The sequence below is a fragment of the Solimonas sp. K1W22B-7 genome (assembly GCF_003428335.1).
Lineage (GTDB): Bacteria > Pseudomonadota > Gammaproteobacteria > Nevskiales > Nevskiaceae > Solimonas_A.
Genome location: NZ_CP031704.1, coordinates 3,659,820 through 3,682,965, shown reverse-complemented (window position 1 = coordinate 3,682,965; position 23,146 = coordinate 3,659,820). Strand labels below are relative to the sequence as shown.

Sequence of the window (23,146 nt, the reverse complement as noted above, 5' to 3'; positions counted from 1 at the left end):
ATGGAGTGTCACATGATCCCTGCACAGCTTGTCACCTCGGACGATGTGCGCATCGCCGTCTACACCTGGGGCCGGTCCCCGACGAAGCAGCGGCCGCGGCCGACGCTGGTGCTGGTGCATGGCTATCCCGACAACGCCGAGGTCTGGGCGCAACTCGCCGAGCGCCTCGCGGAGCACTTCCATGTGGTGGCCTACGACGTGCGCGGCGCCGGCCGCTCCAGCACGCCGCGGGACACGGCGGGCTACGGCTTCGAGCATCTCACCGCCGATCTGCTGGCGGTGATCGAGGCGGTGAGCCCGCAGCGGCCGGTGCACCTGGTGGCCTTCGACTGGGGTTCGCTGCAGGGCTGGGAGGCGCTGCTGTCGGGCCGGCTCGAAGGCCGCGTCGCCTCGTTCTCCACCGCGGCACCGGGGCTGGACCATGTCGGCGACTGGTTCCAGCAGCGCCTGCGGCAGCCGACGCCGCGCAATCTGGCGCAGGCCCTGCGGCGCGCGCTGGGTTCGTCCTACATGGTGGCTTTCCAGCTGCCGCTGCTGCCGGAAGTGACCTGGAAGCTGGGGCTGGGCCGCGTCTGGCACCGGCTGGTGTCGGGCCTCGAAGGTGTCGACGTGGCCCGCCATGATCGCCAGACCGCGGATGGCGTGCAGGGCCTGGGTCTGTACCGCGCCAACCTGCTGCAGCCGCTGTTGCGCCCGCAGCAGCGCCGCACCGAAGTGCCGGTGCAGCTGCTGGTGATGCGCCGAGATCCCTTCGTCCCCCGCGAAATGTACGAGGGCCTGGAAGCGATTGCGCCGCAGCTGCAGCGCCGCGAGTTCGATGCCGGCCACTGGTGGCCGCTGACCCAGCCGCAGGCCGTCGCCGACGGCATTTCCACGTTCGTCCATTCCATCGAGAGCGCCTGAGCCATGTCCGCTGCCCGCAACACCGCCGTTGCTTCCGCCATCATTCCCCGCAACGTGAAGTTCGACTGGGACGAGGCGCCGCTGCACTGGATCCGCGACGATGCGTTCTCCAGCCATGCCATCAACGAGTTCAGCTACCTGCTGACCTCCGGCGAAAAGTTTTTCTGCCGCGTGTTCCGCGAGGCCCTGCCCCTGGTCACCGACGACAGGCTGCGGGCCGACGTGCAGGCCTTCATCAGGCAGGAAGCCATCCACAGCCGCGCCCACCACGATTCGATCGAAGGCTACCTCAAGCGTCTGGGCGTCGACGGTGGCGAGTTCGAGCGGCACAACGCCCTGCTGTTCGACCAGTGGCTGGCCCGCGAGCCCTACGGGCGCAAGGTCCCGAAGCCGCTGCAGCACCAGTGGCTGGTGATACGCGTCGGCGCGGTGGCGGCCATCGAGCATTTCACGGCATCGCTGGGCACCTTCGTGCTGGAGGCGCAAAGCTGGGAGCGCGATGGCGCCGATCCCGTGGTCGCCGACCTGTTCCGCTGGCATGGCGCCGAGGAGATCGAGCACCGCACGGTGGCCTACGATCTCTACCGTCATCTCGGCGGCCGCTGGCCGCTGCGTACCTTGCTGATGGCGATCGTGATGCCGACGCTGGTGCAGCGCATGGGCGCAGGCCTGGTGCAATTGATGCGACAGGACCCGAGCTTCGATCGTGGCGACGCCAGCCTGCTGCGCCCTGCTTTCTGGCGCGCCTGGAACCGCGGCGCGGAGCGTGGCAATACACCGGCACCGGGCTGGTTTGCGCGCCATGCCCTGCGCTTCGTCAAGCCGGGCTATCACCCGATCAACGAAGCCTCCACCGAGCAGGCACTGAGCTATATCGCGGCTTCGCCCGGCGTGCTCGCGGCGGCTCGCGCCTGAGCGGTAATCAAAATTTAATCAGACACTTGGAACGCCGGGGCAGGCGGATGCTTGACGCTCCGGCGGGCTGCCCTTACGCTGACTGTGTCAGTTATCAATGTAACAGTAATCAGGATTATTCCGAGGTTCCCAGCATGAAAGCCAAGAAAGCCATCCAGCCGACCCGTCGCGACCTGAAGTTCAATCCGCCCGCGGAGCGCATCCACGACTGGCTCGACGGCGGCGTGCACTTCACGCACATGATGAACACCATGTCCCTGGTGATCCCGGTGGGCGAGCGCTTCTTCATCGACGCCGTGCGCCACTACCGCGACCAGATCACCGATCCGGAACTGAAGAAGGCCGCCACCGCCTTCATCGGCCAGGAAGCGATGCACGGCCGCGAGCACGATGACTACAACGAGCTGATGTTCCAGCGCGTGAAGGGTTCGAAAGAGTTCGAGGACAGCGTCACCGCGCTGCTGGCCTGGGCCAGGAAGAACCTGCCGGCGTCCTCGCGCCTGTCTGCCACCATCGCGCTGGAGCACCTGACCGCGATCATGGCCGACGGCTTTCTCACCTCGTCCTTCATGAACGAGAAGTCCGAGAAGCACTACGGCGCGCTGTGGAAGTGGCATGCGCTGGAGGAGACCGAGCACAAGGGCGTGCCCTACGACATCTACGAGAGCGTGGTCGGCACCGGTCCGCGCGCCTACGCCGAGCGTACCCTGGGCCTGCTGATTGCCACCGCGATCTTCTGGGGCAGGGTGATCCCGGCGCACCTGTCTTTCGTGCGCGCCGAGGGCAAGCTGGGTGATCTCGAGGGCTGGCGCCAGTTCTGGCGCGTGGGCTTCGGCGAGGTCGGCTTCCTGCGCAAGATGATCCGGCCGTGGTTCAGCTACTTCAAGCCTGGCTTCCATCCCTGGGACCACGACAACAGCCACTTCCTGAAGGAAGTGGAAAGCCATTCGGCTCCGTGGCAGGCGAAGGCAGCGATACCGGCCTGATATGCGGGCAGGAAAAAAGGCCGGCCATTGCGCCGGCCTTTTCCGTTTCGGGCTTCAGGCCAGCCGGTACTGGCTGGTGGCCAGCACGTCGATCGTGCCCAGGTCCAGGAAGCGGCCGACGCTGGCCATCATGCGGTCGAGGTTGCGCTGGAATTTCTCCGGATCGCCCACCGCGTCGAAGAAGGCCTGCGGGTCGCTCATCGCCGCCGGCGGGAAGCATTCCTCGACGATGGCGTCGTAGGGCCGCGCGCCCGGCGTGAGCGCGCGCACCACCACGTTCTGGCGGTACTCGAAGGTGGACTGCGTCTCGATCGCCACCGGCGTGTGCCCGTCGTGCCAGTGGGCCAGCCACTCGGGGTATCCCAGGCGTTCGGGCTTCTTCAACAGGGCGATCTGCGCAAAGCCGTAGCTGCGCTGGCCCGGCGCCGCGGGATAGCGCTCATTGCGCAGCGGCTCCGATTCGGTGACCAGGTAGGCATCGTGGCGCGCCACGGTAGCCGCGACCAGCGCATCGACCGGCGCGCGGCGCAGGCCGATCGCGCTGTCCAGCCAGAGCTGCAGCAGCGCGTCCGGCAGCGGTGCGCCGGCGATCTGGCGGATGCCGGCGGCTGGCGCCACCTCGGCGTCGTCGATGTTGAGCTGCAGGCCGCGCACGCCGGCCTGCAGCAGTTGCGCGGCGAGCTGCGTGCGCAGGCTGTCGGCGAATTCCGCCGTGGTCTGCTCCGGGCGCTTCCACAGCGTGTAGATGACTTTTTCCATGTCGTGCGCTCCGCCGGTTCCGCTCCCTCCCATCGTCGCTCCGGCGAAAGCCGGAGCCCAGTCCTTCATCGATCGACTGGATGCCGGCTTGCGCCGGCATGACGCTGTGAGAGGACGGTATCGGCTTACGGCATGTACATGCCGCCGTTGGCATCCAGCGCAGCACCGGTCACGGCACTGGCGTAGTCGGACACCAGGAACAGCGCGGCGCGGGCGCACTCATCGTCGGTCGGCATGCGGCCCAGCGGGATGTTGGCGGAGATGCCCTGCACCAGCTGCTCGACCGGCACGCCCATTTCCTTGGCCTGCCATTCCATGTAGCCCTGCACCGGCGCGCCCCACATCCAGCCCATGTGCACGGTGTTGACGCGGATGCCATCCGGGCCCAGTTCCTTGGCCAGCCACTTGGCGGAGTTGCCCAGCGCGGCCTTGGAGGCGGCGTAGCCGGCTTCGCCCAGCGGCGGCACCTGGCGCACGGCCATGGTGTTGATCATGACGATGGCGCCGGACTTCTGGCTCTTCATCTGCGGGATCACCGCCTGGGTCAGCTTCAGCGTGCCGATCAGGTTGGTCTGGATCACCTCGTTCCACTCGTCGAGGTTGGCCGTGGAGGCGTAGTCCATGTTGCCGTGGAAGAAGGCGCTGTTGACCAGCGCATCGACGCGGCCGAAGGACTTGGCGGCGATGGCGGCGAGCGCGGCGCACTGCTCGCGGCTGGTGATGTCGCAGACCTGCTTGACCACCTTGGCCTTCACGCCCAGCGCCTTGATGCGCGCCTCGGCATCGTCCAGCTTGTCGGCCGAGCGGGCGGCCACGACGACACCGGCGGCGCCCTCGCGCGCGGCTTCCACCGCGAGCTTCACGCCCAGGCCGGGGCCGATACCGGAAACGATGACGATCTTGTCCTTCAGCAGCATCTCAATCTCCTTTCGTAGGGTGCGCATTGCGCACCGTTTGTTTCGTAAACGTCAGATGTGGTGCGCGGTGCGCACCCTACAGATCGATGTAGACGGCGCGGTAGTCGGCGAAGTCGCGCTTGAGCTGCTCTTCGCTCAGGCCGAAGTCGCTGACCTGGTATTCGTGCGCGGCGCGGCTGTCGCGGCGGTTCTGCTCGATCCAGTGCTGCATGGAATCCTCGGCCTCGGCGGTCAGTTCCAGGCCGGCGAAGCGGTAGATCGCGCGCACCACTTCCAGCGGCTGCTTGACCGTGTCGATGAAGCGCACGTCGAGGAAGCTGCCCGGGTTGTCCTTGCGCACGTCCATGGTGTGGTGGAAGGCGCGCGCCATCAGCGTGCTCCATTCCTGGCCGGCCTCCACCGGGCTGGCGGCGGCGCCGTAGATGCTCCACAGCGTGTGGATGAAGCTGCCGATCGAGGGAATGGTCTCTACCGGATCACGGTGCGTCTGGATCACCTTGGCGCCGGGGAACTCGCGCAGCAGCAGGCGCATGCGCAGCAGGTGGTGCGGGGCCTTCAGCACCCAGCGGCTGGCAACGACGCCGCGCTGGCGTTTCTGCCACTGCAGGAACTTGAGCACGCGCCGCAGGTAGTCGTAGGCCGGCTTTTCGTCGATGGAGTGCAGCCAGTCCATGTACGAGGGCACGTGCACATAAGCATTGAACGCGGCCATGAAGGAATGCTCCATGAGCATCACCTCCTCGTCGGCCTGGTCGGCGTCCATCGGGTGGATCGACATCAGCTTGGGCATGGCCTCGACCATCACCGCCACTTCACCGCGGGCGCGCTCGATGCGCTGCAGCGGGGCTTCCACCGCCTCACCGGGGAAGGGCACTGGGTAGCGCGATTCCCACCAGGGCATCGAGTACAGGTGCGGGTCGGCTGCCAGCACGCGCTGCAGCAGGGTGGTGCCGGTGCGCGGCAGGCCCACGATCACGATCGGCGCGAGGATCTTCTCGTTCTCGATCTCTGGGTGTTTCGTGAAGAATTGCTCGATGCGCAGGCGGTTGACCAGCAGTTCGATGAACTTGCCGTGCAGCAGCTGGCGGCCCAGCGCCGAGAGATTGGCCTCGCGCTCCAGCGAGTCGCAGAGCACCTCCAGCGCCTTGCGGAAGGCAGGATCGCCGAAGTTCGTCAGGCCGCCGGACTGCTCGGTGGCGGCGGCCAGCAGGGCCGGAGGATCGAAGCGGAGTTCTGCAGTCATGGATCAGCCCTTCAGGTCTGCGACGCGCACGACGCGCGTTTCGGGGTGGATGTGTTCGCTGGCGCCGACCCAGCGCAGGCACATGGTGCCGCGGCGGTGGCCGGCAGTGTGCAGCCAGTTGGGCAGGCCGGGGTCGCGCTCGCTCAGCACGATGGTGACGCCGCCGTCGGGGTCGTGCCGCGCGCTGTGCTTGTTCACATGGATCGGGTGGTAGCGGTAGTCCAGCGACTCCATCCACCAGTTGTTGATCTGCAGGTTCCAGAAGCGGCAGTCGGGGATGCGCGGCAGGTGGAACACCAGCGCCTCGTCCTCCGCCAGTTCCCAGGCCGAGTGGTAGTAGAAGATGTTGGGGTCGCCGCCGGCACGCTGGCAGACCTCCTGGTTGGCGGGCGGCAGCTGGTTGACGTGCGGCAGGTATCCCGCCGCCCAGTTGGCGAACACGCGGGCCGTGCCCTCGGTGAAGGCGGCGGCATTGCGCAGGCCCTGCTGGATCCGTTCCGCGCTCAGCGGCTGCGGGTGCGCACCGGCGCCCAGGCGTGCGATGCGTGCCTGCACCGGGCGCTCGCGGGCGCGGTCGTTGAAGGTCTGGCGCACCACCACCGAGTTGCTGTCGGGCTCGATGCGCAGCCAGTTGCCCGGGCGCTGCTCGGCGCTGAGGATGATCTCGAAGCGGCCGTCGGCGTCGACCTGCATGTCCTTGGCGTCGATGAAGCCGGTCTGCTCCATGCGGCCGTTGGTTTCGTAGCCGCCCTTCTGCGTGCCGATGGTGAAGTAGGGCACCGTGCCGCGCTCGCCGCGGATCACGTACTCGTTGCGGCCGTTGATGCGCGCGAACAGGTACTGGTTGTCCGGGTTGTCGGCGCCGATCTTGCCGGTCTCGTGCGAGGGCAGGAAGAAGCCCGGGAAGTCCGGGTCGGCGAACTCCAGGTGCATCTCCAGGCCGATGCGCAGCAGGCGCGTCAGGTAGCGCCAGCCTTCGGCGCGGTCCAGTTCGCTGGCGGCGGCTTCGGGCCGCAGGACCTGCTGGCCGGCGCGCTTGAGGGTGTCGCAGAACTCGTCCCAGGTCTGGCCGGTGATGACCGGTCCAACGGGGTCCTGTGCAGCCGTCATGGGCTTCTCCTGAGTAGGGGTTGAATACAGGGGCTAAGGAAAGTGCCTTAATCTAGGCGGGGTGCTCCGCCCGATCCTCGTCCGGGCGGATGAGGATCGGTGCCGGAATTGCCTTAACATGCCGCAGTCGTTTAAGGATATCGCCTTACATCCGTGAAGCAGGCTCCCAACACCGCGCTGCGCGTCCGCCCCCAGGCGGCCCGCACCCCCCAGAGCATCGCTACCCGCGCCAAGCTGGTGGCGATCGCGGAGCGCCTGTTCGCCGAGCGCGGCATCGAGGGGGTGTCGCTGAGCGACATCAACAAGGCCGCCGGACAGCGCAACAAGAACGCCACCCACTACCACTTCGGCAGCAAGCAGGGCCTGCTGCAGGCGATCCTGGACAAGCATGTCCACGGCGTCTCGGCGCGGCGCAACCAGCTGCTGGACGAGTTCGAGGGGCAGGGGCCCTTGAGCCTGCCGCAGGTGGTGCGGGCCTTCGTCTACCCGGTGGCGGAGAAGCTGTTCGACGCCGACGGCGGGCACCACTTCATCCGCTTCCAGGCGCAGCTGGTGGCCACCCTGACCCTGGACGTGCACCAGCTGCATGCCTCGGCCCTGAAGATCGCCCCGGTGGAGCGCCTGACCGCCGCCCTGCGCACCGCCACCCCGCACCTGGCGCCGCCGCTGATGCGCCAGCGTGCCATGCTGGCCACGGTGCTGCTGTTCGACGGCCTGGCCGACCACTCGCGGATGCTGGAGCAGGCCGACCTGCCCAGCCCCCAGATCGACACCGAACTCTTCATCCGCAACCTGGAAGACTGCATAATCGCGCTCTTCTCGGCTGCCGTATCCCCCGCCACCGCGGAGCGGCTGGCCATCGCCGGTGCCGCCGCACCGGGCACAACCCTCGAGTGAACACCGAACATGACTGAGCAGAAAGCGACCAACGTCCACTGGCACCACGGCCAGGTTTCCCGCGAAGACCGCAACCGCCTGCTGGGCCACAAGGGCGCCACCCTGTGGTTCACCGGCCTGTCCGGCAGCGGCAAGAGCACCGTGGCCGTGGCGCTGGAAAACGCGCTGACCGCGCGCGGCGTGCTCTGCTACCGCCTCGACGGCGACAACATCCGCCTGGGCATCAACAAGAACCTGGGCTTCACCGCCGCCGAGCGCACCGAGAACATCCGTCGCGTGGGCGAGGTGGCCAAGCTGTTCGTGGACGTGGGCGTGATCGCCCTGTCGAGCTTCATCAGCCCCTACCGCGCCGACCGCCAGATCGCCCGCGAGACCCACGAGAAGGACGGCCTGGACTTCATCGAGGTCTACATCGACGTCCCCCTGGCCGAGGCCGAGAAGCGCGACCCCAAGGGCCTCTACAAGAAGGCCCGCGCCGGTGAGATCAAGAATTTCACGGGCATCGACGATCCCTATGAAGCGCCGGAAAAGGCCGAGATCCACCTGCGCACGGACCAGCTGAGCCTGGACCAGGAAGTGGAAGCGCTGCTGAGCTATTTGGAAGAGAAGGGCATCGTTCCGAAGAAGTAAGCACCAGCGCTGTGATCAAAAAAGCCCCGCCACTGCGGGGCTTTTTGTTGGCTGCCAACCGAACCGTTCATCCCGAGCGCCGCGTAGCGGTGTATCGAGGGACTCCCCTCTTGTCTCCCTCTCCCGCTGGCGGGAGAGGGCGGGGGTGAGGGTGGTGCTACGTGAAACTCCCTGAGGTTCGTCGGGTGATGCCGGCGACTACGCCGGTCAGGAGCCGCGGATCCCTGGAGGTTTATTTCGCCCAAGGGCGAGTCACTTTTCTTTGTTATACGACAAAGAAAAGTAACCAAAAGAAAACGTACCCTTGTATCGGCGCCCCGCTGAAGCGGGGTGCCCCGCACAGTGGTCGGTCGCGGACGGGTCGGACACACAGGCCATCCATGGCCTGCGTGTCCTCGGCCGGACATCCTGTCCGGCTCGACCCTGCGCCCGACCCCTGCGCGGGCGCCGCTACGAGGGAACCCGGAACATCAAAAGCATTCGCCTTGCTCACCAAGACTTCGGAAGAGGGAACGGGATAGGAGTGTGCTGGCGTTTGATGTCGCGTCAAAGCAAAAACCTCTCGCCCGTTCCCAGGCGAGAGGTTCTTTCGAAGCTCAAAAACCTCAGCTGCCCAGCCTGCGCACCCAGCTCCGCAGCGACTTCACCCGATCCAGCAGACCCGTACCCACGGCGACCGGGGGCGGGGAGGTGGGGGCTTCCACTTCGTAGCGCTGGTGCAGCACCGGGCTGGCCGCCAGGCGATGGTGCTGCTTCACGGCGGAGTTCACCGCGATCTTGCACTGGCTGTCGTGGATCGGCTTGGTGATGAAGCGGTAGATCTGGCCCTGGTTGATCAGCTCGATCGCGCTGCCGGCATCGGCGCGGTCGGTGAGGATCACCGACACCAGTTCGGGGTGGTGCTGCTTGAGCGTGCCGATCAGGCTCACCACCGGGTGGTCCTGCACGCGCGTGTCGGAGATGACCACGCCGATCCGGTTCTTCTCCAGCTGCTCCACCGCTTCGTTCATCGTGGTGGCGCCGTAGACCTTGAAGGTCGGGCCCAGGATGGTCTGGATCTGCGGTGGCACGCGCGGATCGTCGTCCATCACCAGCACGCCGGCGGCGCCGGCCACGGGCTGCACGACCGGGGTCGCGGGCTCGACCCCCGCCGCAGCGGCGGCAGCCATGCTGGCCTTGGCGGCGGCGACGGCGCGGGCCACCGTGGTGCTGAGATCGTCGTTCATCCACGGCTTGTTGACGAAGCGGAAGATCTCGCCTTCGTTGATCGAGCCGATGATGGCGTTGAGGTCGGAGTAGCCGGTCAGCAGGATGCGCATCGCATTGGGATTGAGATCACGCGCGGCGCGCAGCATCTCGATGCCGGTCATGCCGGGCATGCGCTGGTCGCTGACGATCACATCCACCGGCTGGCTCTTGAGCAGCTCCAGGGCGGCCTGGCCGCTTTCGGCGAAGAACAGTTCGTAGCGGGCCCGGAACAGCATCCGCATCGTTGTCAGGACCCGGGGCTCGTCGTCGACGAACAGGACTCGGGCCCTGGGGGCGGTATTGACGTCATCCATTTAAAACTGACTCCTGAACCAAAAAAAGGCCGATTCCCTGGCTCTACTTATGCAGCGGCGAGTTCCGGTGCCGCGCTGAACGCAGTGTCGCCGCCATGACGCTTCTGTTTCAATGGCAAACGGATTACAAATTCACTGCCCTTGCCCACCGTCGAACGCACGTCGATGCGGCCGCCGTGCTCCTCGATGATGCGGAACACGATGGACAGGCCCAGGCCGGTGCCCTTGCCGACCGGCTTGGTGGTGAAGAACGGTTCAAAGATACGTGCGCGTACTTCTTCGCTCATGCCGCAGCCGGTGTCGAGGATGCGGATGTTCACGCCATCGCTTTCGGCGGTGGTATGGATATAGATCTTGCCCTCGCCCTCGATCGCCTGGGCGGCGTTGGTGAACAGGTTCAGGAACACCTGGTTGAGCTGCGAGGGCGAGCACTCCACGTTGGGCAACGGGCCGAACTGGCGCACGACCTCGACGCGGTTCTTCAGCAGGTTGTTGGCGATCTTCAGGGCCGAGTCGATACCGCTGTTGATGTCGAACAGGTCGTTGCGCGAGCGGTCGACACGCGAGAAGTCCTTCAGCGAGGACACCAGGTCGGAGATCTGCACCAGGCCGAAGTCGGTGTCCTTGAGCAGTTCGGTCAGGTCGTCCATGGTCTCGGCGGGGGAGAGCGTGGCGCGCAGCGACTCGGCCTCGCCCAGGGCGCCGGCCACTTCCTCGTCGCTGGCGTTCTGCGAGGTCATCAGCGTCAGTGCCTTGTCCTGCGCCGTGATCAGGCCGCGCAGGTCGCCCAGCGAGTTGCGCACGATCTCGGTGTTGCTGCGGGCATAGCCCAGCGGCGTGTTGATCTCGTGGGCCACGCCGGCCACCATCGTACCGAGCGAGGCCATCTTCTCGGACTGGACCAGCTGCGCCTGCGAGGCGCGCAGGTCCTGCAGCGCGGTGCTGAGGTCCTTGGTGCGCGTCGCCACCTGCTCTTCCAGGGTTTCGTTGGCCTGCGACAGGTTGGCGTTGGCGCGGTCGATTTCGCGGAACGAGCGGGCCAGGCGGATACCCAGCAGGGCCAGCACCATCAGCAGCGCGGCGGCATAGCCGGCCAGGTAGGTACGGTACTGGTTGGCGATGGCGACCTTGGCTTCATGCCAGGCCAGGTAGGCCTGTTCCAGCGCCTGCAGCTGCGGGCCGGTGGGGCGGTCGAGGAAGTCGCGCAGCTTGGCCACCAGCTCGGTCTTGTCGGCGATCACTTCCTCGCAGCGGTCGCGCAGGCCCTGCACGGCCTGCGTGAACGGCGGCGTTTCCGGCTCGAACTGCGGCTCGCCTTCCGCCACCGGCGCCGGCGGCGGGGTCGGCGGCGCCATCGCCACGAGCTGCTCCAGCAGCGCGCGGATGTTGCCGGCGGCAGCGGCCGGCGGGGTCGGGGTGACGCCGAAGTTCACGATCTCGGTCTTGATCTGCATCGTCAGGTTGCGGACCTCCTCGGCCTTGTCGGCGGGGGCCTTGGTGGTCACGGAATCGCCGTAGGTCGGCACCGCGTCCATGCTGTTGATCAGGCGCTGCGTCAGCAGGGTGTTGCGCGCTTCGGAGTCGAAGGCCAGCTCGAACTTGCTTTCGATGGTGTCGAGGAAGGCGTCCAGGGCCTTGTCGATGTCGGGGCTCAGGCCGCGCAGGGAGCCGACGTCCTTGTCCAGGGCGTTCAGCGCATTGTCGAGCTGGCCGGTGGTGCCGGAGCGGTCGGTGACCGAGTCGGCCAGCGAGGACACGCGCGAGCTGGTGAACTGGCGGTTGAGCAGGACGTCGAGGTTGCCGACCACCTGGATGCGCTCCAGGCGCGCCCGGTGCAGGTCGGCATCGACGCTCTGCGTCATGCGCAACAGGAACACCAGCACGCCGATGGCAGCAATGGCCAGCAGCGCGAAAAACACCTGCCTCAGCTTCTTCATCCCGTCTCCCCGCATCCGACTGGGTGTCGCTCGCCTCCACCCTCCGGACACGGTGCCGGTTTGTAGTGGGGTGACGACTGTTTGTTCCGCCCTTCCGCAGCCCGCGGTGCAACGACGGGCCGCCCCGTTACCGGAACTTTGGGCTGGACACTAGTAGGTAGTCTATCGAGGGGCTTCCCCTGTTTGGAGTAGGCCCGCAGGGAACTCTCTGCCCCGCCGGTGGTTCCTATCTGCAGGGAGACTGCCCGCCGCCGCCTTGGCGGCGGGGCCGTTCATGGACGGGTCCAGTCGCCGCCGGGGAGCGACCCATCGTCCGCCAAGCCGGAGCAGGAAACCATGAAAGTAAGCGAATGTATGAGCCGGGATGTCTGCGTGGCCGTGCCGGGCATGAGCCTGCGCGACGCCGCGGCCCTGATGGGCGATATCGACGCCGGCGCACTGCCGGTGCGTGACGAGGACCGCCTGGTCGGCATGATCACCGACCGCGACATTGCAATCCGCGGCATCGCCATGGGCCTGGGGCCGGATTCCCGGGTCGGCGAGGTCATGAGCCGCGAGCTGAAGTACTGCTACGAGGACGAGGATACCGAGCACGTGGTGCGCAACATGGGCGACATCCAGGTGCGCCGCCTGCCGGTGCTCAACCGCGACAAACGACTGGTCGGTATCGTGGCTTTGGCCGACCTGGCCTGCGCGGCTCGCGACCGCGCCAACCTGGGCGCGGCCCTGAGCGATATTTCGCGGGAGAGCGGATTGCATTCGCAGAGCCTGCCGCGGACGCATTAGGCCTGTCCGGGTGTCCGGCCCGCCATGGGCGGGCCGGCGCCTCAGCCATATGGGGGATTCGGGTAGCCTGTGGCTGGGTTGAACTCGCCCGCATCACTCCGCCCAAGGAACCGCCATGGACAGCCAGTCCCTCGAAGCCCGCCTGCAGAAGCTGGAAGACGCCGAAGCCATCCGCACGCTCAAGGCGCGCTACCTGTTCGCCTGCGACCGCAAGGACACCGTCGCCATGCGCGGCTGCTTCGTCGACGGCAAGCTGCACATCGACTACGGCGTGGTCGGCACCTTCGACAATGCCGACGCGCTGGTGAAGCTGTTCAATGAGGTCGGCTGCCATCCGCACATGGTGGAAATGCACCACGGCGCCAACCCACAGATCGAGGTGCTGGACGCCAGCCGCGCCCGCGGCACCTGGAGCCTGCATTACTTCCTGGTCAACACCCAGGCGAAGAGCCTGACCCAGCTCGCCGGCTACTACGAGGACGAATACCGCAAGGACGGCGGCGCCTGGAAGATCAGCAGCACGAAGTTCATCGCCACCTCGACCCTGGCGCTGGACTACACCCACGGTGCCCTGCAGGCCCTGTTCGCGGGTGCGCCGCCGCCTGCGGCGGGCTGAGGGGGCGTCGATCGGTTTTCCCTGTGGGAGCGGCTTCGGCCGCGATGGTTGCCGACCGTCCTCCCAAGATCGCGGCTGAAGCCGCTCCCACGGGGAGCCTGTTTGCTGTTCCGGATAATTAATGATAGTAATATCACTAACACTTAAAGCCGGGAGCATCGCATGAAACAGGTCCAGACCCGCGTAGGCCCGCTGGCCTATGCCGAGCAGGGCAGCGGCACGCCGCTGGTGCTGCTGCATTCGGCCGGCCATGACCACCGCGACTTCGACGCGATCCTGCCGCAGCTGGCGCAGCGCCACCGCGTGATCGCGCTGGACTGGCCCGGCTTCGGCGGCTCGCCGGCGCCACAGCCGGCCTCGGCGCTCAGCGCCAGCCTGGTCGGCGAGGTGCTGGAGGACGCCGTGGCGGCCCTGGGCCTGGAGCGCGCGGTGTTCCTCGGCAACTCTGTCGGCGGCATGGCCGCTGCGCGGCTGGCGGCGCGCCAGCCGGGGCGGGTGCGCGGCCTGGTGCTGGTGTCTTCCGGCGGGTTCACGCCGATGAACGCGGTGACCCGCGCCTTCTGCCGCGTGCAGGGCCGCGAATGGGTGCGCCGCCACACCGGCCGCTGGTTCGCCCGTGCCTACCTGCGCCGCCGCAATGCCCACACCGCCGAGATCCTGCAGCGCTTCGAGGCCACCCATGCGCGGCCGGCGACGCTGGCCGCGCATGCCGCGCTGTGGCGCAGCTTTGCCGAGGACGCCAGCAGCGTCAGCCAGGAAGCCCGTGCGATCCGCTGCCCGACACTGCTGGCCTGGGGCCGGCATGACCCGGTGTCGCGCAGCAAGGTGGAGGGGCGCTGCGCCCGCGAGGCGATCGCCGGTGCGCGCTACGTCGAGTTCGACACCGGCCACATGCCCTTTGCCGAGGACCCGCCGGCCTTCCTGCAGGAGCTGCTGCCCTTCCTCGACGGCCTGCCGGCATGAGCGCGGCTGCCGCGCGCAAGCCCCGGCCGGCACCGCGCCCGCGCCGCGGCGCGCCGGAGGACACGCGCCGGCGCCTGGTCGCCGCCGCCGCCGAGGTGTTCAACCGCGAGGGCTACGAGGGCACGGACTCCAACCGCCTGGCCCGCGCCGCGGGCTATGCGCCGGGCACCTTCTACAAGCACTTCCGCGACAAGCGCGAAATCTTCCTGGCGGTCTACGCCGAGTGGGTGGACCGCGAGTGGGAGGACGTCAGCGCGGCGCTGGACCTCTCGGGTGGCGCCGCCGTGCGCGCGGCGCGCATCGTCGATCTGCTGCTGACGCATCACCGCCGCTGGAGCGGCCTGCGCGCCAGCCTGCGCATGCTCACCGTGGCCGATCCGGCAGTGCGCGAGTTCTACCGCGGGCAGCGGCGGAGGCAGTTCACGCTGCTGCAGCGCCTGCGCGTCACCGCCGGCGATCCGCCCTGCACGCGCGAACAGGACGCGCTGCTGCTGTTCACGCTGGAGCGCACGGCGGACGCGATGGCGGAGGATGAGGCGGAGGCGCTGGGGCTGGATGCCGCTGCGATGCGCGGGCTGCTGGTGGAGTTGGTGGCGGGGCGGCTGCGGCCGATGTAGCGCAGCGAAAGCTTGCTTCGGTTTCCCTCTCCCGCTGGCGGGAGAGGGTCAGGGTGAGGGTGGTGCGGTGGCGGTTACGCACGGTGCCGCCGCTTGAAGGCTCCACCCTCACCCCAGCCCTCTCCCGCCAGCGGGAGAGGGAGAAGGTTCAGCCTTCGCGCCGGAACGTCAGCACCAGCACGTCCCGATACGCCGGCTGCGCCGGGTCCAGCGGCTGCACGGCAGTGACGCCGTGATAGACCCGGTTGTCGTCGACCAGGGTCGCGTCGCAGGGCGCGGTCAGCGCGAAGCTGCCCAGGGGGCTGCCGTCCGGACGATGGATCGTGGTCACGCCGCTGGCGATGTTGTGGCGCCGCACCAGCAGCACCAGCACCCAGTCGACGCCGTCGCGATGCACACCCTCGGGGGTGGGCTGGCCGGCTTCGCCGGCGCGCGCCTCGATGCGGAACTGGTGCGCCTCGACATGCCAGCGCCGTACCTCCGGCGACAGCCCGCTGAACAGGTCGCGGCAGAATGCCAGCAGCGTGCGCAGGCTGGCGCCGTCACCGATCTGGGGCAGCAGCGGTTCGAACCAGCGGGCGACGCCGCCGTTGAGCCGGTTGTAGTCCAGGCTCTGGTAGTGCGGCTGGTGCGGCTGGCGCTCGATGGGGCCGGTCGCCGGGGCAGCGTAGACCGCATGGCGCCGCCGCCGGTAACGGCCACCATCGGCCATGTGCGGGTCCAGGGCCAGGTCGTCCCAGCTGGCGGCGAACTGCGGCCAGTCGGCCAGGCTCCCGACAGTGTCCAGCAAGGGTTGCATCGCCGCGCCCTGCACGAAGACATGGCCATCGCGCGCAAGCGGCTCCCGCAGGACCGTCAGGTCGGGCGGGGCAGGCGGCAGGGGAACGGGGCGGGTCATCGGTAGCGCGGCGGGTCAGGTCGCGCATTTTAGCCCGGCTTGGCGGCCTTATTCGGGCCGCACTTCCAGGGTCGCCAGTTCCAGGTGGCTGTGGTGCAGCTCGCAGTCGAAGCGGCCGCTGTGTTCGGCGTGGAAGCGCAGCGTCGCGGTCTGGCCGGCCCGCAGCGGCATCGACAGGTCGTAGCCGTGCAGATGCAGTTCGTCGTCGCGGTCGCTGTTGATGCGCAGTTCCACCTCGTCGCCGGCCTTCAGCACCACCAGCGCCGGGCCATCCACGCGCTTGCCGCCGCGCACGGTCCATTCCACGGTCATGGCCACCGGCATCGGTAGCGGCACCACGGAGGGGGCATCGGGGCCGGCCGGGAACTCGGCCGGGGGCGGTGCTGCCGGTACGGCCGGGGCCTCAGCGACGGACGGCGGGGCCTGCTCGGGGCGCAGCAGCAGGAACAGGGCGGCCAGCACGGCGATGCCGGCGGCGGTGAAGACCAGGGCAGGGCGGTTCATGGCGCGCAGCATAGCCGCTCCACGGGGCATGCGGAGCGGGCCATTTTTACTACCGGCCATGCCCCCCAAGCGGGCCCGCCTGGCTTAGTTTCGCGCGTTAAACAATTAGAACAGGAGAACGGAACATGTCGCAGCGGATTCTGGGAATGCTGGCGATCTTGGCCGCGGCCGGTTTGTCGGCCTGCGGTTCGAGCAAGCCGGTGGAGGGTGCCAGCGAGACTCCCCGCGGCGCGCCGGTGACGCGCTACGACATGGCCAACGCCTGCTATGCCCTGGAGGCCGTGGGGACGAAGCGCTACGCGCAGCGCGATGGCGACGGTGCCTACGCCGCCAGCGTCGACCGGTCCGATGCCACGCCGTTCTTCATGAAGCCGACGGCCCTGGGCAAGTACCTGTTCTTCTCCGACAACGAGTCGATGATGGCCGCGACCGGCGGTACCGTCGGCAGTGCCGCCCAGCCGGGCGATGCCGCGGACTGGACCGTCGACACCGACGCCGCCGGCGATTTCACGGTCTACTCGGTCGGCGCCGCGCGCTACCTTTCGGTCGATGCCGCCAGCGGCGCACTGACGCTGGCTTCCGCTCCGGCCAAGTTCGATTTCGTCCCGGCGCGGGGTTGCAAGCCCTTCCCGGAAATCCAGACCGACGCCGCCGGCGCCAGCTTCAAGGGCCAGGGTGTCGACAAGCCGGTGCTGGGCTTCGCCGAGGTGCACTCGCACGTCAGCGCCACCAGCTTCCTCGGCGGCGGTCACTACGGCCGTCCGTTCCACCGCTTCGGCGTGACGCAGGCCCTGGGCAACTGCGCCGTGCAGCACGGCCCCGGCGGCGCACTGGACCTGGTCGGCAACCTGATGGGCGGCGCCGGCAGTCCGCTGGCGACGCACGAGACCCAGGGCTGGCCGACCTTCGTCGACTGGCCGGCGCGCGATTCGCTGATGCACGAGGCCATGTACTACAAATGGATCGAGCGTGCCTGGCTGGCCGGCATGCGCATCATGGTCAACAACGTGGTCGAGAACGAGGTGCTGTGCCGCCTGCAGTCTCTGGTCAACACCGCCAAGCTTTCCAACCTCGATCTCGGCAGCCTGGTGCAGACCGTCAGCGAAATCCCGACGCCGCAGTACTGCAACGAAATGGAGAGCGCGATCTCGCAGGTGCAGTACCTGCGCGACATGGAAGGCTACATCGACGCCCAGGAAGGCGGGCCCGGCAAGGGCTGGTTCCGCATCGTCACCACGCCGCAGCAGGCGCGCGAGGTGATCAACCAGGGCAAGCTGGCGGTGGTGCTCGGCATCGAAATCTCGCACCTGTTCAACTGCAAGGTGTCGCAGCCGGGCGGCCTGGTGGAAGCCGCCAGCTGCGACAAGGAAGAGATCGACTCGCAGCTCGACCGTCTTGCCGAGATCGGCGTGCGCCAGATGTTCCCGATCCACGAGTTCGACAACGGCCTGGGCGGCAACGGCATCTTCGACGGCCTGATCCTGAACTTCGGCAACTTTCTCGACACCGGCAGCTTCTGGGCCACCTACGACTGCCCGGAGGACGAGTACTTCTACGGCGCCGGCGCGCACATGACCACCTCGCTGCCGGCGCCGGCGGACCCGCTGACCAACCTGCTGCACAGCCTGACGCAGGGCCTGCTGCCGCTGTATCCGTCCAAGGCGCAGTGCAACGCCCGCGCGATGACCGACCTGGGCCACTATGCGCTGGAGCGCATGATGGACAAGAAGATGATCATCGAGGTGGATCATCTCGAGCTGAAGATGAAGACGCAGCTGCTGGACATGGCCGACGAGCGCGCGCCGGTCTACCCGCTGGTCTCGACCCACGGCGGCCACGGCGGCATCAGCATGACGCAGGCACACCGCCTGCTGCAGGGCGGCGGCCTGCTGTATCCCTCCAAGGGCAATGGCAAGCAGTACGCGGAGCAACTGACCAAGCTGCGCCCGCTGAAGGACAACCGCTACCTGTTCGCGATGGGCTACGGCGCCGACACCAACGGCCTGGCCGCGCAGTCGGGCCCGCGCGGAGCGGACGCCGAGCCGGTGCGCTATCCCTTCACGCTGTTCCGCGGCCCGGGCTGGGGCCCGCAGTTCTCGCGCGTGCAGCCGATCGTGTTCGATCAGTCCAAGGTGCCGGAAGGCAACCGCAACTTCGACATCAACGCCGAGGGGCTGGCGCAGTACGGCATGATCGCGGACTGGGTGGAGGAGGTCAGGCTGGAGGGTGGGCAGCAGGCGGTGACGGACCTGTACAACTCGGCCGAGGCTTACCTGCAGACCTGGGAGCGGACGGTCAATCGCTGAGATTTCTTGCGGAAAATACGAAGGGCCGACTCTCGTCGGCCCTTTTTTTGTCCCCTCTCCCGCTTGCGGGAGAGGGGTGGAGGAGAGGGTTTCTGTAAATCGAGAAGAAAAAGCCAAACTACATTCATCCTCACTCTTCCGAAGTCATGGTGAGCGTGAGCGAATGCTGTTGACGTTGGGCCCCCGTTGTGAGGGTTCCTGCGAAGTGGTCGAGCGCAAGTGGGTCGAGCCGGACAGGACGTCCGGCCGAGGACACGCAGGCCATGGATGGCCTGTGTGTCCGACCCCGAGCACGACCGCTTCGCAGGTTGCCCCGCCAAAGCGGGGCAACCCCCACCCGGGGTGTGCTTTCTTTGGTTACTTTCTTTGCACAAGCAAAGAAAGTGACTCGCCCTTAGGCGAAATAACCCATCAGAGGTCCGCGGCTCCTGACCGGTCTAGGACCGGCACCACCAGCAAACCTCAAAGGGTTTCATGGAGCACCACCCTCACCCCAACCCTCTCCCGCCAGCGGGAGAGGGAGACAACAAGCATCGCTATCCGTGAGAAACCAGAGCTCTCAAGCCGCAAAAAACGCCCGCAACTTCTCCACCGTCCCACTCTTCTCCGCCACCGCCTTCGCCGTAGCCCGATGCTTCTTGCTCACCTCATCGGTGAGCCGCGCCATCCGCTGCTGATCCTTCTCGCCCATCTCCGAAGTCACCAGCCCCACCTCGTGAATGAACTCCGGGCGCTCGAAGGCGGCGGCGATCAGGCTGCGGATCTGGCCGTCGTCCATCTTCGCGGTGAGGCGCGCGATGCGGTCCTTGCGCTGGGCGAAGCTGGAGATGCGCAGGGAGTCGGCGGGATCGGCGATCTCCTCCATCAGCACCATCGCCTTGTCTTCCGGCAGGTAGTCGGTGAAGCCGCCCATGATGTGGTAGTCGCGGCTGGCCAGCATCTGGCGCGTGACGCCGCGCATCAGGTCCACCGGCAGCTTCTCCAGCTGCTCCTTGGCGCGCTCCGGGATCTGCTCGCGCGCGATCTCGGCCATGAACTCGTCGTCGAAATGCTTGCACATGCGCGCGGCACGATCGGGCGGCACGTAGTAGGACATGTTGGCGGTGATGCTGGCGCCGAAGACCTTGCGGCACAGCAGCGCGCTGAGCGCGTCGGGCGCGAGCTTGCCGCTGGCGGCGATCTTCTCGAACAGGCTGGCGAATTCCTCCAGCAGGCTGTTCTGGATCAGCGTGCGCAGCTTCATCAGGCCGGCGCCGTCGAGCGCGGCGAGATGGCCCAGCTGGGCGGGTTCGCGGTGCAGCACGCGGGCCAGGCGGCGCAGTTCGGTGTCGCGGTCGATGCTCATACGCCGAAGAGCTTCTTGATGGGGGCGCGCAGCAGCCAGGGCAGCTGGTTCAGCGCCTCTTCCATGCTGCCGCGGATGTGCTTGGAATGGGCCTGCCGCGCCTGGTCGATGTCGCCGGCCAGCTTCTGGCGGTCGGCATCGGACAGTGCGGACAGGAAGTCCAGTTTCGCCGGCTGCGTGCGCAGCAGGCGCGCCAGCTTGTCGTTGGGATCGGCCATCGTCTCGTCTCCTCGTTTGCGCCAAGTCTAGCCTGAGTTTTCTTCCAGCAGACGGCGGCGATACACGCTGGGCGCATCGCCGGTCCATTTGCGGAAAGCACGGGTGAAATTGGCCGGATTGGTATAGCCCAGGCGCGCGGCGATCTGCTGCAGCTCCAGGGTGCTGTGGCGCAGCAGCTGGAAGGCGTCGCGCTGGCGCACGTCCTCCAGCAGCGCGAGGTAGCTGGTGCCTTCGGACTGCAGCTTGCGCTTCAGGCTGCGGCCAGACATGTGCAGGCGCGCGGCCACGGTGTCTACGTTGGGATAGCCGCCCTCCGGCGCCAGCGTCAGTTCGCCGCAGACGCGCAGGCCCACGCCGTCCTGCAGGCCGCCGGCCTGGGCCAGCTCGCGCTCGCAGAGTGCGATCGCCTGCTGCGAGGCATGCGGGTCGGCCAGCACCGGGCGCAGCTGCAGGTAGCGCAGCGGAAAGCGCAACAGGTTGGCGGGCTGGTTGAAGCGGATCGCGGGCAGGCGGTCGCGGTAGGCGGCGTGGTAGGGCGGCTCGGGCCAGTCGAAGGAAATCTCGGCGCCCTCGAAGTCGCGCAGCTCCATGCCCAGGATCGCCGAGCCGCCGCGGGCCAGGCCGATCAGGATGTTCTCGATGAAGAAGGCGCGCAGCACCGGGATCGGATGCTTCTCGCGCAGCTCGATGGCGCCGTAGCCGGCGTCTTCGCGCAGGCTCATGGTGAAGTTGCGCTGCCGTGCCTGCACGTAACGGATCGTGATCTCCATGGCCTCCTGCATGGAGCGGCAGCTCATCGTGGCGTAGCCCAGGAAGCCATGCGAGGTCGGGCGCATGCGCAGGCCGTACTCGTAGCCCAGGCCGGGATCGCCGGACAGGCGGATGCCGTTCATCGCCAGCAGCGTCCACTGGTAGGCCGACATGCGCGCCTCGGGCTGCGACAGCGTCGCCGGGTCGATCGGCACCCCGGCCAGCAGCCGCTCTTCGCCGATGCCGCGCTCGGCCATGATCTCCACCATCAGCTGCAGGTAGGAGACCGGGATCGAAGGCTGGTTGATGTCGGGCGGGAGTTTCATGCGGGGTGAGAGCTGGCGCGAAATGATAAGCGGATTGGCGCAGCGCCGTCTCACGCAGCAGGGGCGGGAGTGCCAATATTGACATCGATCAATGACGAGGTCGCCGATGTGGCGGCCCATGGCCCGGAGGATGGCTGGCAATGGCGAAGCAGGATTTGCGCGGCAAGGTGGTGGCGGTGACCGGCGGGGCGCGGGGCATCGGCCTGCAGATCGCCAAGGCCCTGGTGGAACAGGGCGCCCAGGTCGCCATCGGCGACATCGACGAAAAGCTGGCCCAGGCGGCTGCAAGGCCACTGGGGGCGCATGCCGCGAAGCTCGACGTGCGCGACCGCGAGTCCTTCGCCGCCTTCCTCGATTCGGCCCGCCAGGAACTCGGCCCCATCGACGTGCTGGTCAACAACGCCGGCATCATGCCGATGGGCGCCTTCCTCGACGAGCCGGCCGAGTTGTCCACGGCGCAGATCGACATCAACTTCCGCGGCGTGATCCACGGCATGCAGCTGGCGCTGCCGGAGATGCTGGCGCGCGGCAGCGGCCACATCGTCAACATCGCCTCGCTGGCCGGGCGCTTCGGCATTCCCGGCGCGGTGGTCTATACCGGCACCAAGTTCGCGGTGGTGGGCCTGACCGAGGCGGCCGACGCGGAGTACCGCGGGCGCGGCGTGCATTTCACCGCGGTGATGCCTTCCAAGGTGCGCACCGAGCTGGCCGCGGGCACGGAGGCCGCGGGCAAGGGCATTCCTGCGGTGGGGCCGGAGGACGTGGCCGCGGCGGTGGTGCAGGCGCTGCGCCGGCCGCAGCTGTTCGTGGCCGTGCCGGCCTTCCTCAAGCCGGCCGCCGCGGTCATGCAGCTCGCACCCGAATGGCTCATCCGCCTGGGGCGCCGCGCGATCGGCGACAACCGCATCCTGTCGAAGCTGGACCGCGGCGAGCGCCGCGACTACGAGCGCCGCCTCGACGCACTGGCGCAGCCCGCCGCCAAGGCCGTGCGCAAGAAGGTACGGGCATGAGCCGGAAGAAGGACAGGCCGCGCCGCGCCCTGGTGATCGGCTGCGGCGGCGTGCTTGGCGGTGCCTGGAGCATCGCCACGCTGGCGACGCTGCAGCGCGAGCTGGACTGGGACCCGCGCGAGGCGGAGATCCTGATCGGTACTTCCAGCGGTGCCGTGCTGTCGGCGCTGCTGGGTGCCGGCGTCCCGGTGGAGCGCATGGTCGCCAGCCAGCGCGGCGAGGCGCCGGACTGCGTCTGGAACCATGACCGTGATACCGGCGGCGTGCTGCCGCCGCTGCCGGCGGCGCAATGGCCCGGCCTGCCGCTGGCACGCCTGGGCCTGCAGCGCCGTATCTCTGCGTTCACCGCCGCCACCGGCCTGCTGCCGCGCGGCAGCGCGGACATGGCGCCGTTCCGCCGGCTGATCGGCAGCGTGGTGCCGCAGGGACAGTGGGCGCCGCACGAAAACACCTGGATCGTCGGCGTGGACGTCGACAGCGGCGAGCGTGTCGCCTTCGGCCGCGAGGACGCGCCCGAGATCCCGCTGGACCTCGCGGTCTGCGCTTCCTACGGCGTGCCCGGCTGGTGCCCGCCGGTGGAATGGCAGGGCCGCCGCTATCTCGACGGCGGCATCGCCTCGCCGACCTCGGCCGACCTGCTGCTGGGCAGCGGCGTGACCGAGGCGCTGGTACTGGCGCCGATGGCGTCCAGCGAGCCGGACCGGCCACTCTCGCCACTGGCGAAAGTGGAACGCCGCGTGCGCCGGCACATGACCTCGATCCTCGACCGCGAACTGGCGCAGCTGGAAGCGGCCGGCATCCGCACGATCCGGCTCGAGCCGGGCCCCGAGGATCTGGCTGCAATTGGCTACAACATGATGGATCACCGCCGCCGCCGTCATGTCTTCGACGTGGCGCAGCGCAGCAGCGAGCGCGCCCTGCGTGCGGCGCTGCAGTAAACCCTCTTC

Annotated in this window: 23 protein-coding genes; 12 read left to right on the top strand and 11 right to left on the bottom strand. The window is 67.9% G+C overall.

Going from position 1 to position 23,146, the window contains the following annotated elements:
- Positions 1-12: 12 nt before the first annotated feature.
- From D0B54_RS16515 to D0B54_RS16505, 3 genes are all read left to right on the top strand, one after another.
- Positions 13-903, top strand: coding sequence for an alpha/beta fold hydrolase (locus D0B54_RS16515; protein WP_117292369.1), 891 nt, complete (start codon positions 13-15; stop codon positions 901-903).
- Positions 904-906: 3 nt separating this feature from the next.
- Positions 907-1,818 carry a metal-dependent hydrolase gene (locus D0B54_RS16510; protein ID WP_117292368.1) on the top strand — a complete coding sequence of 304 codons (912 nt, stop codon included), beginning with the start codon at positions 907-909 and terminating at the stop codon, positions 1,816-1,818.
- A 134-nt stretch (positions 1,819-1,952) separates the two neighbouring features.
- Positions 1,953-2,804: a metal-dependent hydrolase gene (locus D0B54_RS16505; protein WP_117292367.1), complete on the top strand. Its 852-nt coding sequence runs from the start codon at positions 1,953-1,955 to the stop codon at positions 2,802-2,804.
- Positions 2,805-2,858: 54 nt separating this feature from the next.
- On the opposite strand, the gene D0B54_RS16500 is transcribed toward D0B54_RS16505, so the two are convergent.
- From D0B54_RS16500 to D0B54_RS16485, 4 genes are all read right to left on the bottom strand, one after another.
- Positions 2,859-3,563 (bottom strand): EthD domain-containing protein, encoded by a 705-nt coding sequence (locus D0B54_RS16500; RefSeq protein ID WP_117292366.1) that lies wholly within the window; start codon positions 3,561-3,563, stop codon positions 2,859-2,861.
- A gap of 125 nt (positions 3,564-3,688) precedes the next feature.
- Entirely contained in the window at positions 3,689-4,480 is a 792-nt protein-coding gene (locus tag D0B54_RS16495) for an SDR family oxidoreductase (protein ID WP_117292365.1), read from the bottom strand.
- Between the two features lie 76 nt (positions 4,481-4,556).
- Complete coding sequence (locus D0B54_RS16490) at positions 4,557-5,723, bottom strand: sulfotransferase family protein (protein WP_117292364.1); 1,167 nt, start codon at positions 5,721-5,723, stop codon at positions 4,557-4,559.
- Positions 5,724-5,726: 3 nt separating this feature from the next.
- Positions 5,727-6,833, bottom strand: a complete 1,107-nt coding sequence (locus D0B54_RS16485) for a DUF1214 domain-containing protein (RefSeq protein WP_117292363.1) — start codon at positions 6,831-6,833, stop codon at positions 5,727-5,729.
- Positions 6,834-6,986: 153 nt separating this feature from the next.
- Here D0B54_RS16485 and D0B54_RS16480 point away from each other — a divergent pair, with 153 nt between their 5' ends.
- Positions 6,987-7,730, top strand: coding sequence for a TetR/AcrR family transcriptional regulator (locus D0B54_RS16480; protein ID WP_117292362.1), 744 nt, complete (start codon positions 6,987-6,989; stop codon positions 7,728-7,730).
- Positions 7,731-7,739: 9 nt separating this feature from the next.
- Positions 7,740-8,360, top strand: coding sequence for an adenylyl-sulfate kinase (gene cysC, locus D0B54_RS16475; protein WP_117292361.1), 621 nt, complete (start codon positions 7,740-7,742; stop codon positions 8,358-8,360).
- Between the two features lie 605 nt (positions 8,361-8,965).
- On the opposite strand, the gene D0B54_RS16470 is transcribed toward cysC, so the two are convergent.
- Entirely contained in the window at positions 8,966-9,922 is a 957-nt protein-coding gene (locus D0B54_RS16470; protein WP_117292360.1) for a response regulator, read from the bottom strand.
- Positions 9,923-9,969: 47 nt separating this feature from the next.
- A complete protein-coding gene (locus D0B54_RS16465) occupies positions 9,970-11,859 on the bottom strand; it encodes a DAHL domain-containing protein (RefSeq protein ID WP_117292359.1) in 1,890 nt (629 codons plus the stop codon).
- Positions 11,860-12,195: 336 nt separating this feature from the next.
- Here D0B54_RS16465 and D0B54_RS16460 point away from each other — a divergent pair, with 336 nt between their 5' ends.
- The 4 genes from D0B54_RS16460 (at position 12,196) to D0B54_RS16445 (ending at position 14,841) form a co-directional block, all read left to right on the top strand.
- Positions 12,196-12,645, top strand: a complete 450-nt coding sequence (locus D0B54_RS16460) for a CBS domain-containing protein (protein WP_117292358.1) — start codon at positions 12,196-12,198, stop codon at positions 12,643-12,645.
- A gap of 115 nt (positions 12,646-12,760) precedes the next feature.
- Complete coding sequence (locus D0B54_RS16455; protein WP_117292357.1) at positions 12,761-13,261, top strand: nuclear transport factor 2 family protein; 501 nt, start codon at positions 12,761-12,763, stop codon at positions 13,259-13,261.
- A gap of 162 nt (positions 13,262-13,423) precedes the next feature.
- The gene (locus D0B54_RS16450; RefSeq protein WP_117292356.1) at positions 13,424-14,224 is read left to right on the top strand and encodes an alpha/beta fold hydrolase; all 801 of its coding nucleotides are present in this window, start codon (positions 13,424-13,426) and stop codon (positions 14,222-14,224) included.
- Positions 14,221-14,841, top strand: a complete 621-nt coding sequence (locus tag D0B54_RS16445) for a TetR/AcrR family transcriptional regulator (RefSeq protein ID WP_117292355.1) — start codon at positions 14,221-14,223, stop codon at positions 14,839-14,841. The genes D0B54_RS16450 and D0B54_RS16445 overlap by 4 nt, the downstream gene beginning before the upstream one ends.
- Before the next feature lie 148 nt (positions 14,842-14,989).
- Here D0B54_RS16445 and D0B54_RS16440 read toward each other — a convergent pair whose 3' ends face one another.
- Both D0B54_RS16440 and D0B54_RS16435 read right to left on the bottom strand, forming a co-directional pair.
- On the bottom strand, positions 14,990-15,739 hold the full coding sequence (locus tag D0B54_RS16440; protein ID WP_117292354.1) for a 2OG-Fe dioxygenase family protein: 750 nt from the start codon (positions 15,737-15,739) through the stop codon (positions 14,990-14,992).
- A 48-nt stretch (positions 15,740-15,787) separates the two neighbouring features.
- Complete coding sequence (locus D0B54_RS16435; protein WP_162932485.1) at positions 15,788-16,243, bottom strand: hypothetical protein; 456 nt, start codon at positions 16,241-16,243, stop codon at positions 15,788-15,790.
- A 125-nt stretch (positions 16,244-16,368) separates the two neighbouring features.
- On the opposite strand from D0B54_RS16435, the gene D0B54_RS16430 reads away from it, so the two are divergent.
- On the top strand, positions 16,369-18,549 hold the full coding sequence (locus D0B54_RS16430) for a peptidase M19 (protein WP_162932484.1): 2,181 nt from the start codon (positions 16,369-16,371) through the stop codon (positions 18,547-18,549).
- Positions 18,550-19,108: 559 nt separating this feature from the next.
- On the opposite strand, the gene D0B54_RS16425 is transcribed toward D0B54_RS16430, so the two are convergent.
- The 3 genes from D0B54_RS16425 to D0B54_RS16415 are packed head-to-tail and all read right to left on the bottom strand — an operon-like array spanning position 19,109 to position 21,189.
- Positions 19,109-19,894, bottom strand: coding sequence for a hypothetical protein (locus D0B54_RS16425; protein WP_117292351.1), 786 nt, complete (start codon positions 19,892-19,894; stop codon positions 19,109-19,111).
- Positions 19,891-20,112, bottom strand: coding sequence for a hypothetical protein (locus D0B54_RS16420; protein ID WP_117292350.1), 222 nt, complete (start codon positions 20,110-20,112; stop codon positions 19,891-19,893). The genes D0B54_RS16425 and D0B54_RS16420 overlap by 4 nt, the downstream gene beginning before the upstream one ends.
- Positions 20,113-20,139: 27 nt before the next feature.
- Positions 20,140-21,189 carry an AraC family transcriptional regulator gene (locus tag D0B54_RS16415; protein ID WP_162932483.1) on the bottom strand — a complete coding sequence of 350 codons (1,050 nt, stop codon included), beginning with the start codon at positions 21,187-21,189 and terminating at the stop codon, positions 20,140-20,142.
- Positions 21,190-21,329: 140 nt separating this feature from the next.
- Between D0B54_RS16415 and D0B54_RS16410 the strand changes: the two genes are divergently transcribed.
- Positions 21,330-22,199, top strand: a complete 870-nt coding sequence (locus tag D0B54_RS16410; protein WP_117292348.1) for an SDR family oxidoreductase — start codon at positions 21,330-21,332, stop codon at positions 22,197-22,199.
- On the top strand, positions 22,196-23,137 hold the full coding sequence (locus tag D0B54_RS16405) for a patatin-like phospholipase family protein (protein WP_117292347.1): 942 nt from the start codon (positions 22,196-22,198) through the stop codon (positions 23,135-23,137). Before D0B54_RS16410 ends, D0B54_RS16405 begins: the two co-directional genes overlap by 4 nt.
- Positions 23,138-23,146 lie beyond the last annotated feature (9 nt).

Coding starts and splice junctions, on each gene's coding strand:
- D0B54_RS16460 (WP_117292358.1), top strand. CDS start 12,196: ATGAAAGTAAGCGAATGTATGAGCCGGGATGTCTGCGTGGCCGTGCCG.
- D0B54_RS16430 (WP_162932484.1), top strand. CDS start 16,369: ATGTCGCAGCGGATTCTGGGAATGCTGGCGATCTTGGCCGCGGCCGGT.
- D0B54_RS16420 (WP_117292350.1), bottom strand. CDS start 20,112: ATGGCCGATCCCAACGACAAGCTGGCGCGCCTGCTGCGCACGCAGCCG.
- D0B54_RS16465 (WP_117292359.1), bottom strand. CDS start 11,859: ATGAAGAAGCTGAGGCAGGTGTTTTTCGCGCTGCTGGCCATTGCTGCC.
- D0B54_RS16485 (WP_117292363.1), bottom strand. CDS start 6,833: ATGACGGCTGCACAGGACCCCGTTGGACCGGTCATCACCGGCCAGACC.
- D0B54_RS16440 (WP_117292354.1), bottom strand. CDS start 15,739: ATGACCCGCCCCGTTCCCCTGCCGCCTGCCCCGCCCGACCTGACGGTC.
- D0B54_RS16505 (WP_117292367.1), top strand. CDS start 1,953: ATGAAAGCCAAGAAAGCCATCCAGCCGACCCGTCGCGACCTGAAGTTC.
- D0B54_RS16425 (WP_117292351.1), bottom strand. CDS start 19,894: ATGAGCATCGACCGCGACACCGAACTGCGCCGCCTGGCCCGCGTGCTG.
- D0B54_RS16500 (WP_117292366.1), bottom strand. CDS start 3,563: ATGGAAAAAGTCATCTACACGCTGTGGAAGCGCCCGGAGCAGACCACG.
- D0B54_RS16445 (WP_117292355.1), top strand. CDS start 14,221: ATGAGCGCGGCTGCCGCGCGCAAGCCCCGGCCGGCACCGCGCCCGCGC.
- D0B54_RS16410 (WP_117292348.1), top strand. CDS start 21,330: ATGGCGAAGCAGGATTTGCGCGGCAAGGTGGTGGCGGTGACCGGCGGG.
- D0B54_RS16495 (WP_117292365.1), bottom strand. CDS start 4,480: ATGCTGCTGAAGGACAAGATCGTCATCGTTTCCGGTATCGGCCCCGGC.
- D0B54_RS16490 (WP_117292364.1), bottom strand. CDS start 5,723: ATGACTGCAGAACTCCGCTTCGATCCTCCGGCCCTGCTGGCCGCCGCC.
- D0B54_RS16510 (WP_117292368.1), top strand. CDS start 907: ATGTCCGCTGCCCGCAACACCGCCGTTGCTTCCGCCATCATTCCCCGC.
- D0B54_RS16455 (WP_117292357.1), top strand. CDS start 12,761: ATGGACAGCCAGTCCCTCGAAGCCCGCCTGCAGAAGCTGGAAGACGCC.
- D0B54_RS16415 (WP_162932483.1), bottom strand. CDS start 21,189: ATGAAACTCCCGCCCGACATCAACCAGCCTTCGATCCCGGTCTCCTAC.
- D0B54_RS16405 (WP_117292347.1), top strand. CDS start 22,196: ATGAGCCGGAAGAAGGACAGGCCGCGCCGCGCCCTGGTGATCGGCTGC.
- cysC (WP_117292361.1), top strand. CDS start 7,740: ATGACTGAGCAGAAAGCGACCAACGTCCACTGGCACCACGGCCAGGTT.
- D0B54_RS16470 (WP_117292360.1), bottom strand. CDS start 9,922: ATGGATGACGTCAATACCGCCCCCAGGGCCCGAGTCCTGTTCGTCGAC.
- D0B54_RS16435 (WP_162932485.1), bottom strand. CDS start 16,243: ATGAACCGCCCTGCCCTGGTCTTCACCGCCGCCGGCATCGCCGTGCTG.
- D0B54_RS16515 (WP_117292369.1), top strand. CDS start 13: ATGATCCCTGCACAGCTTGTCACCTCGGACGATGTGCGCATCGCCGTC.
- D0B54_RS16450 (WP_117292356.1), top strand. CDS start 13,424: ATGAAACAGGTCCAGACCCGCGTAGGCCCGCTGGCCTATGCCGAGCAG.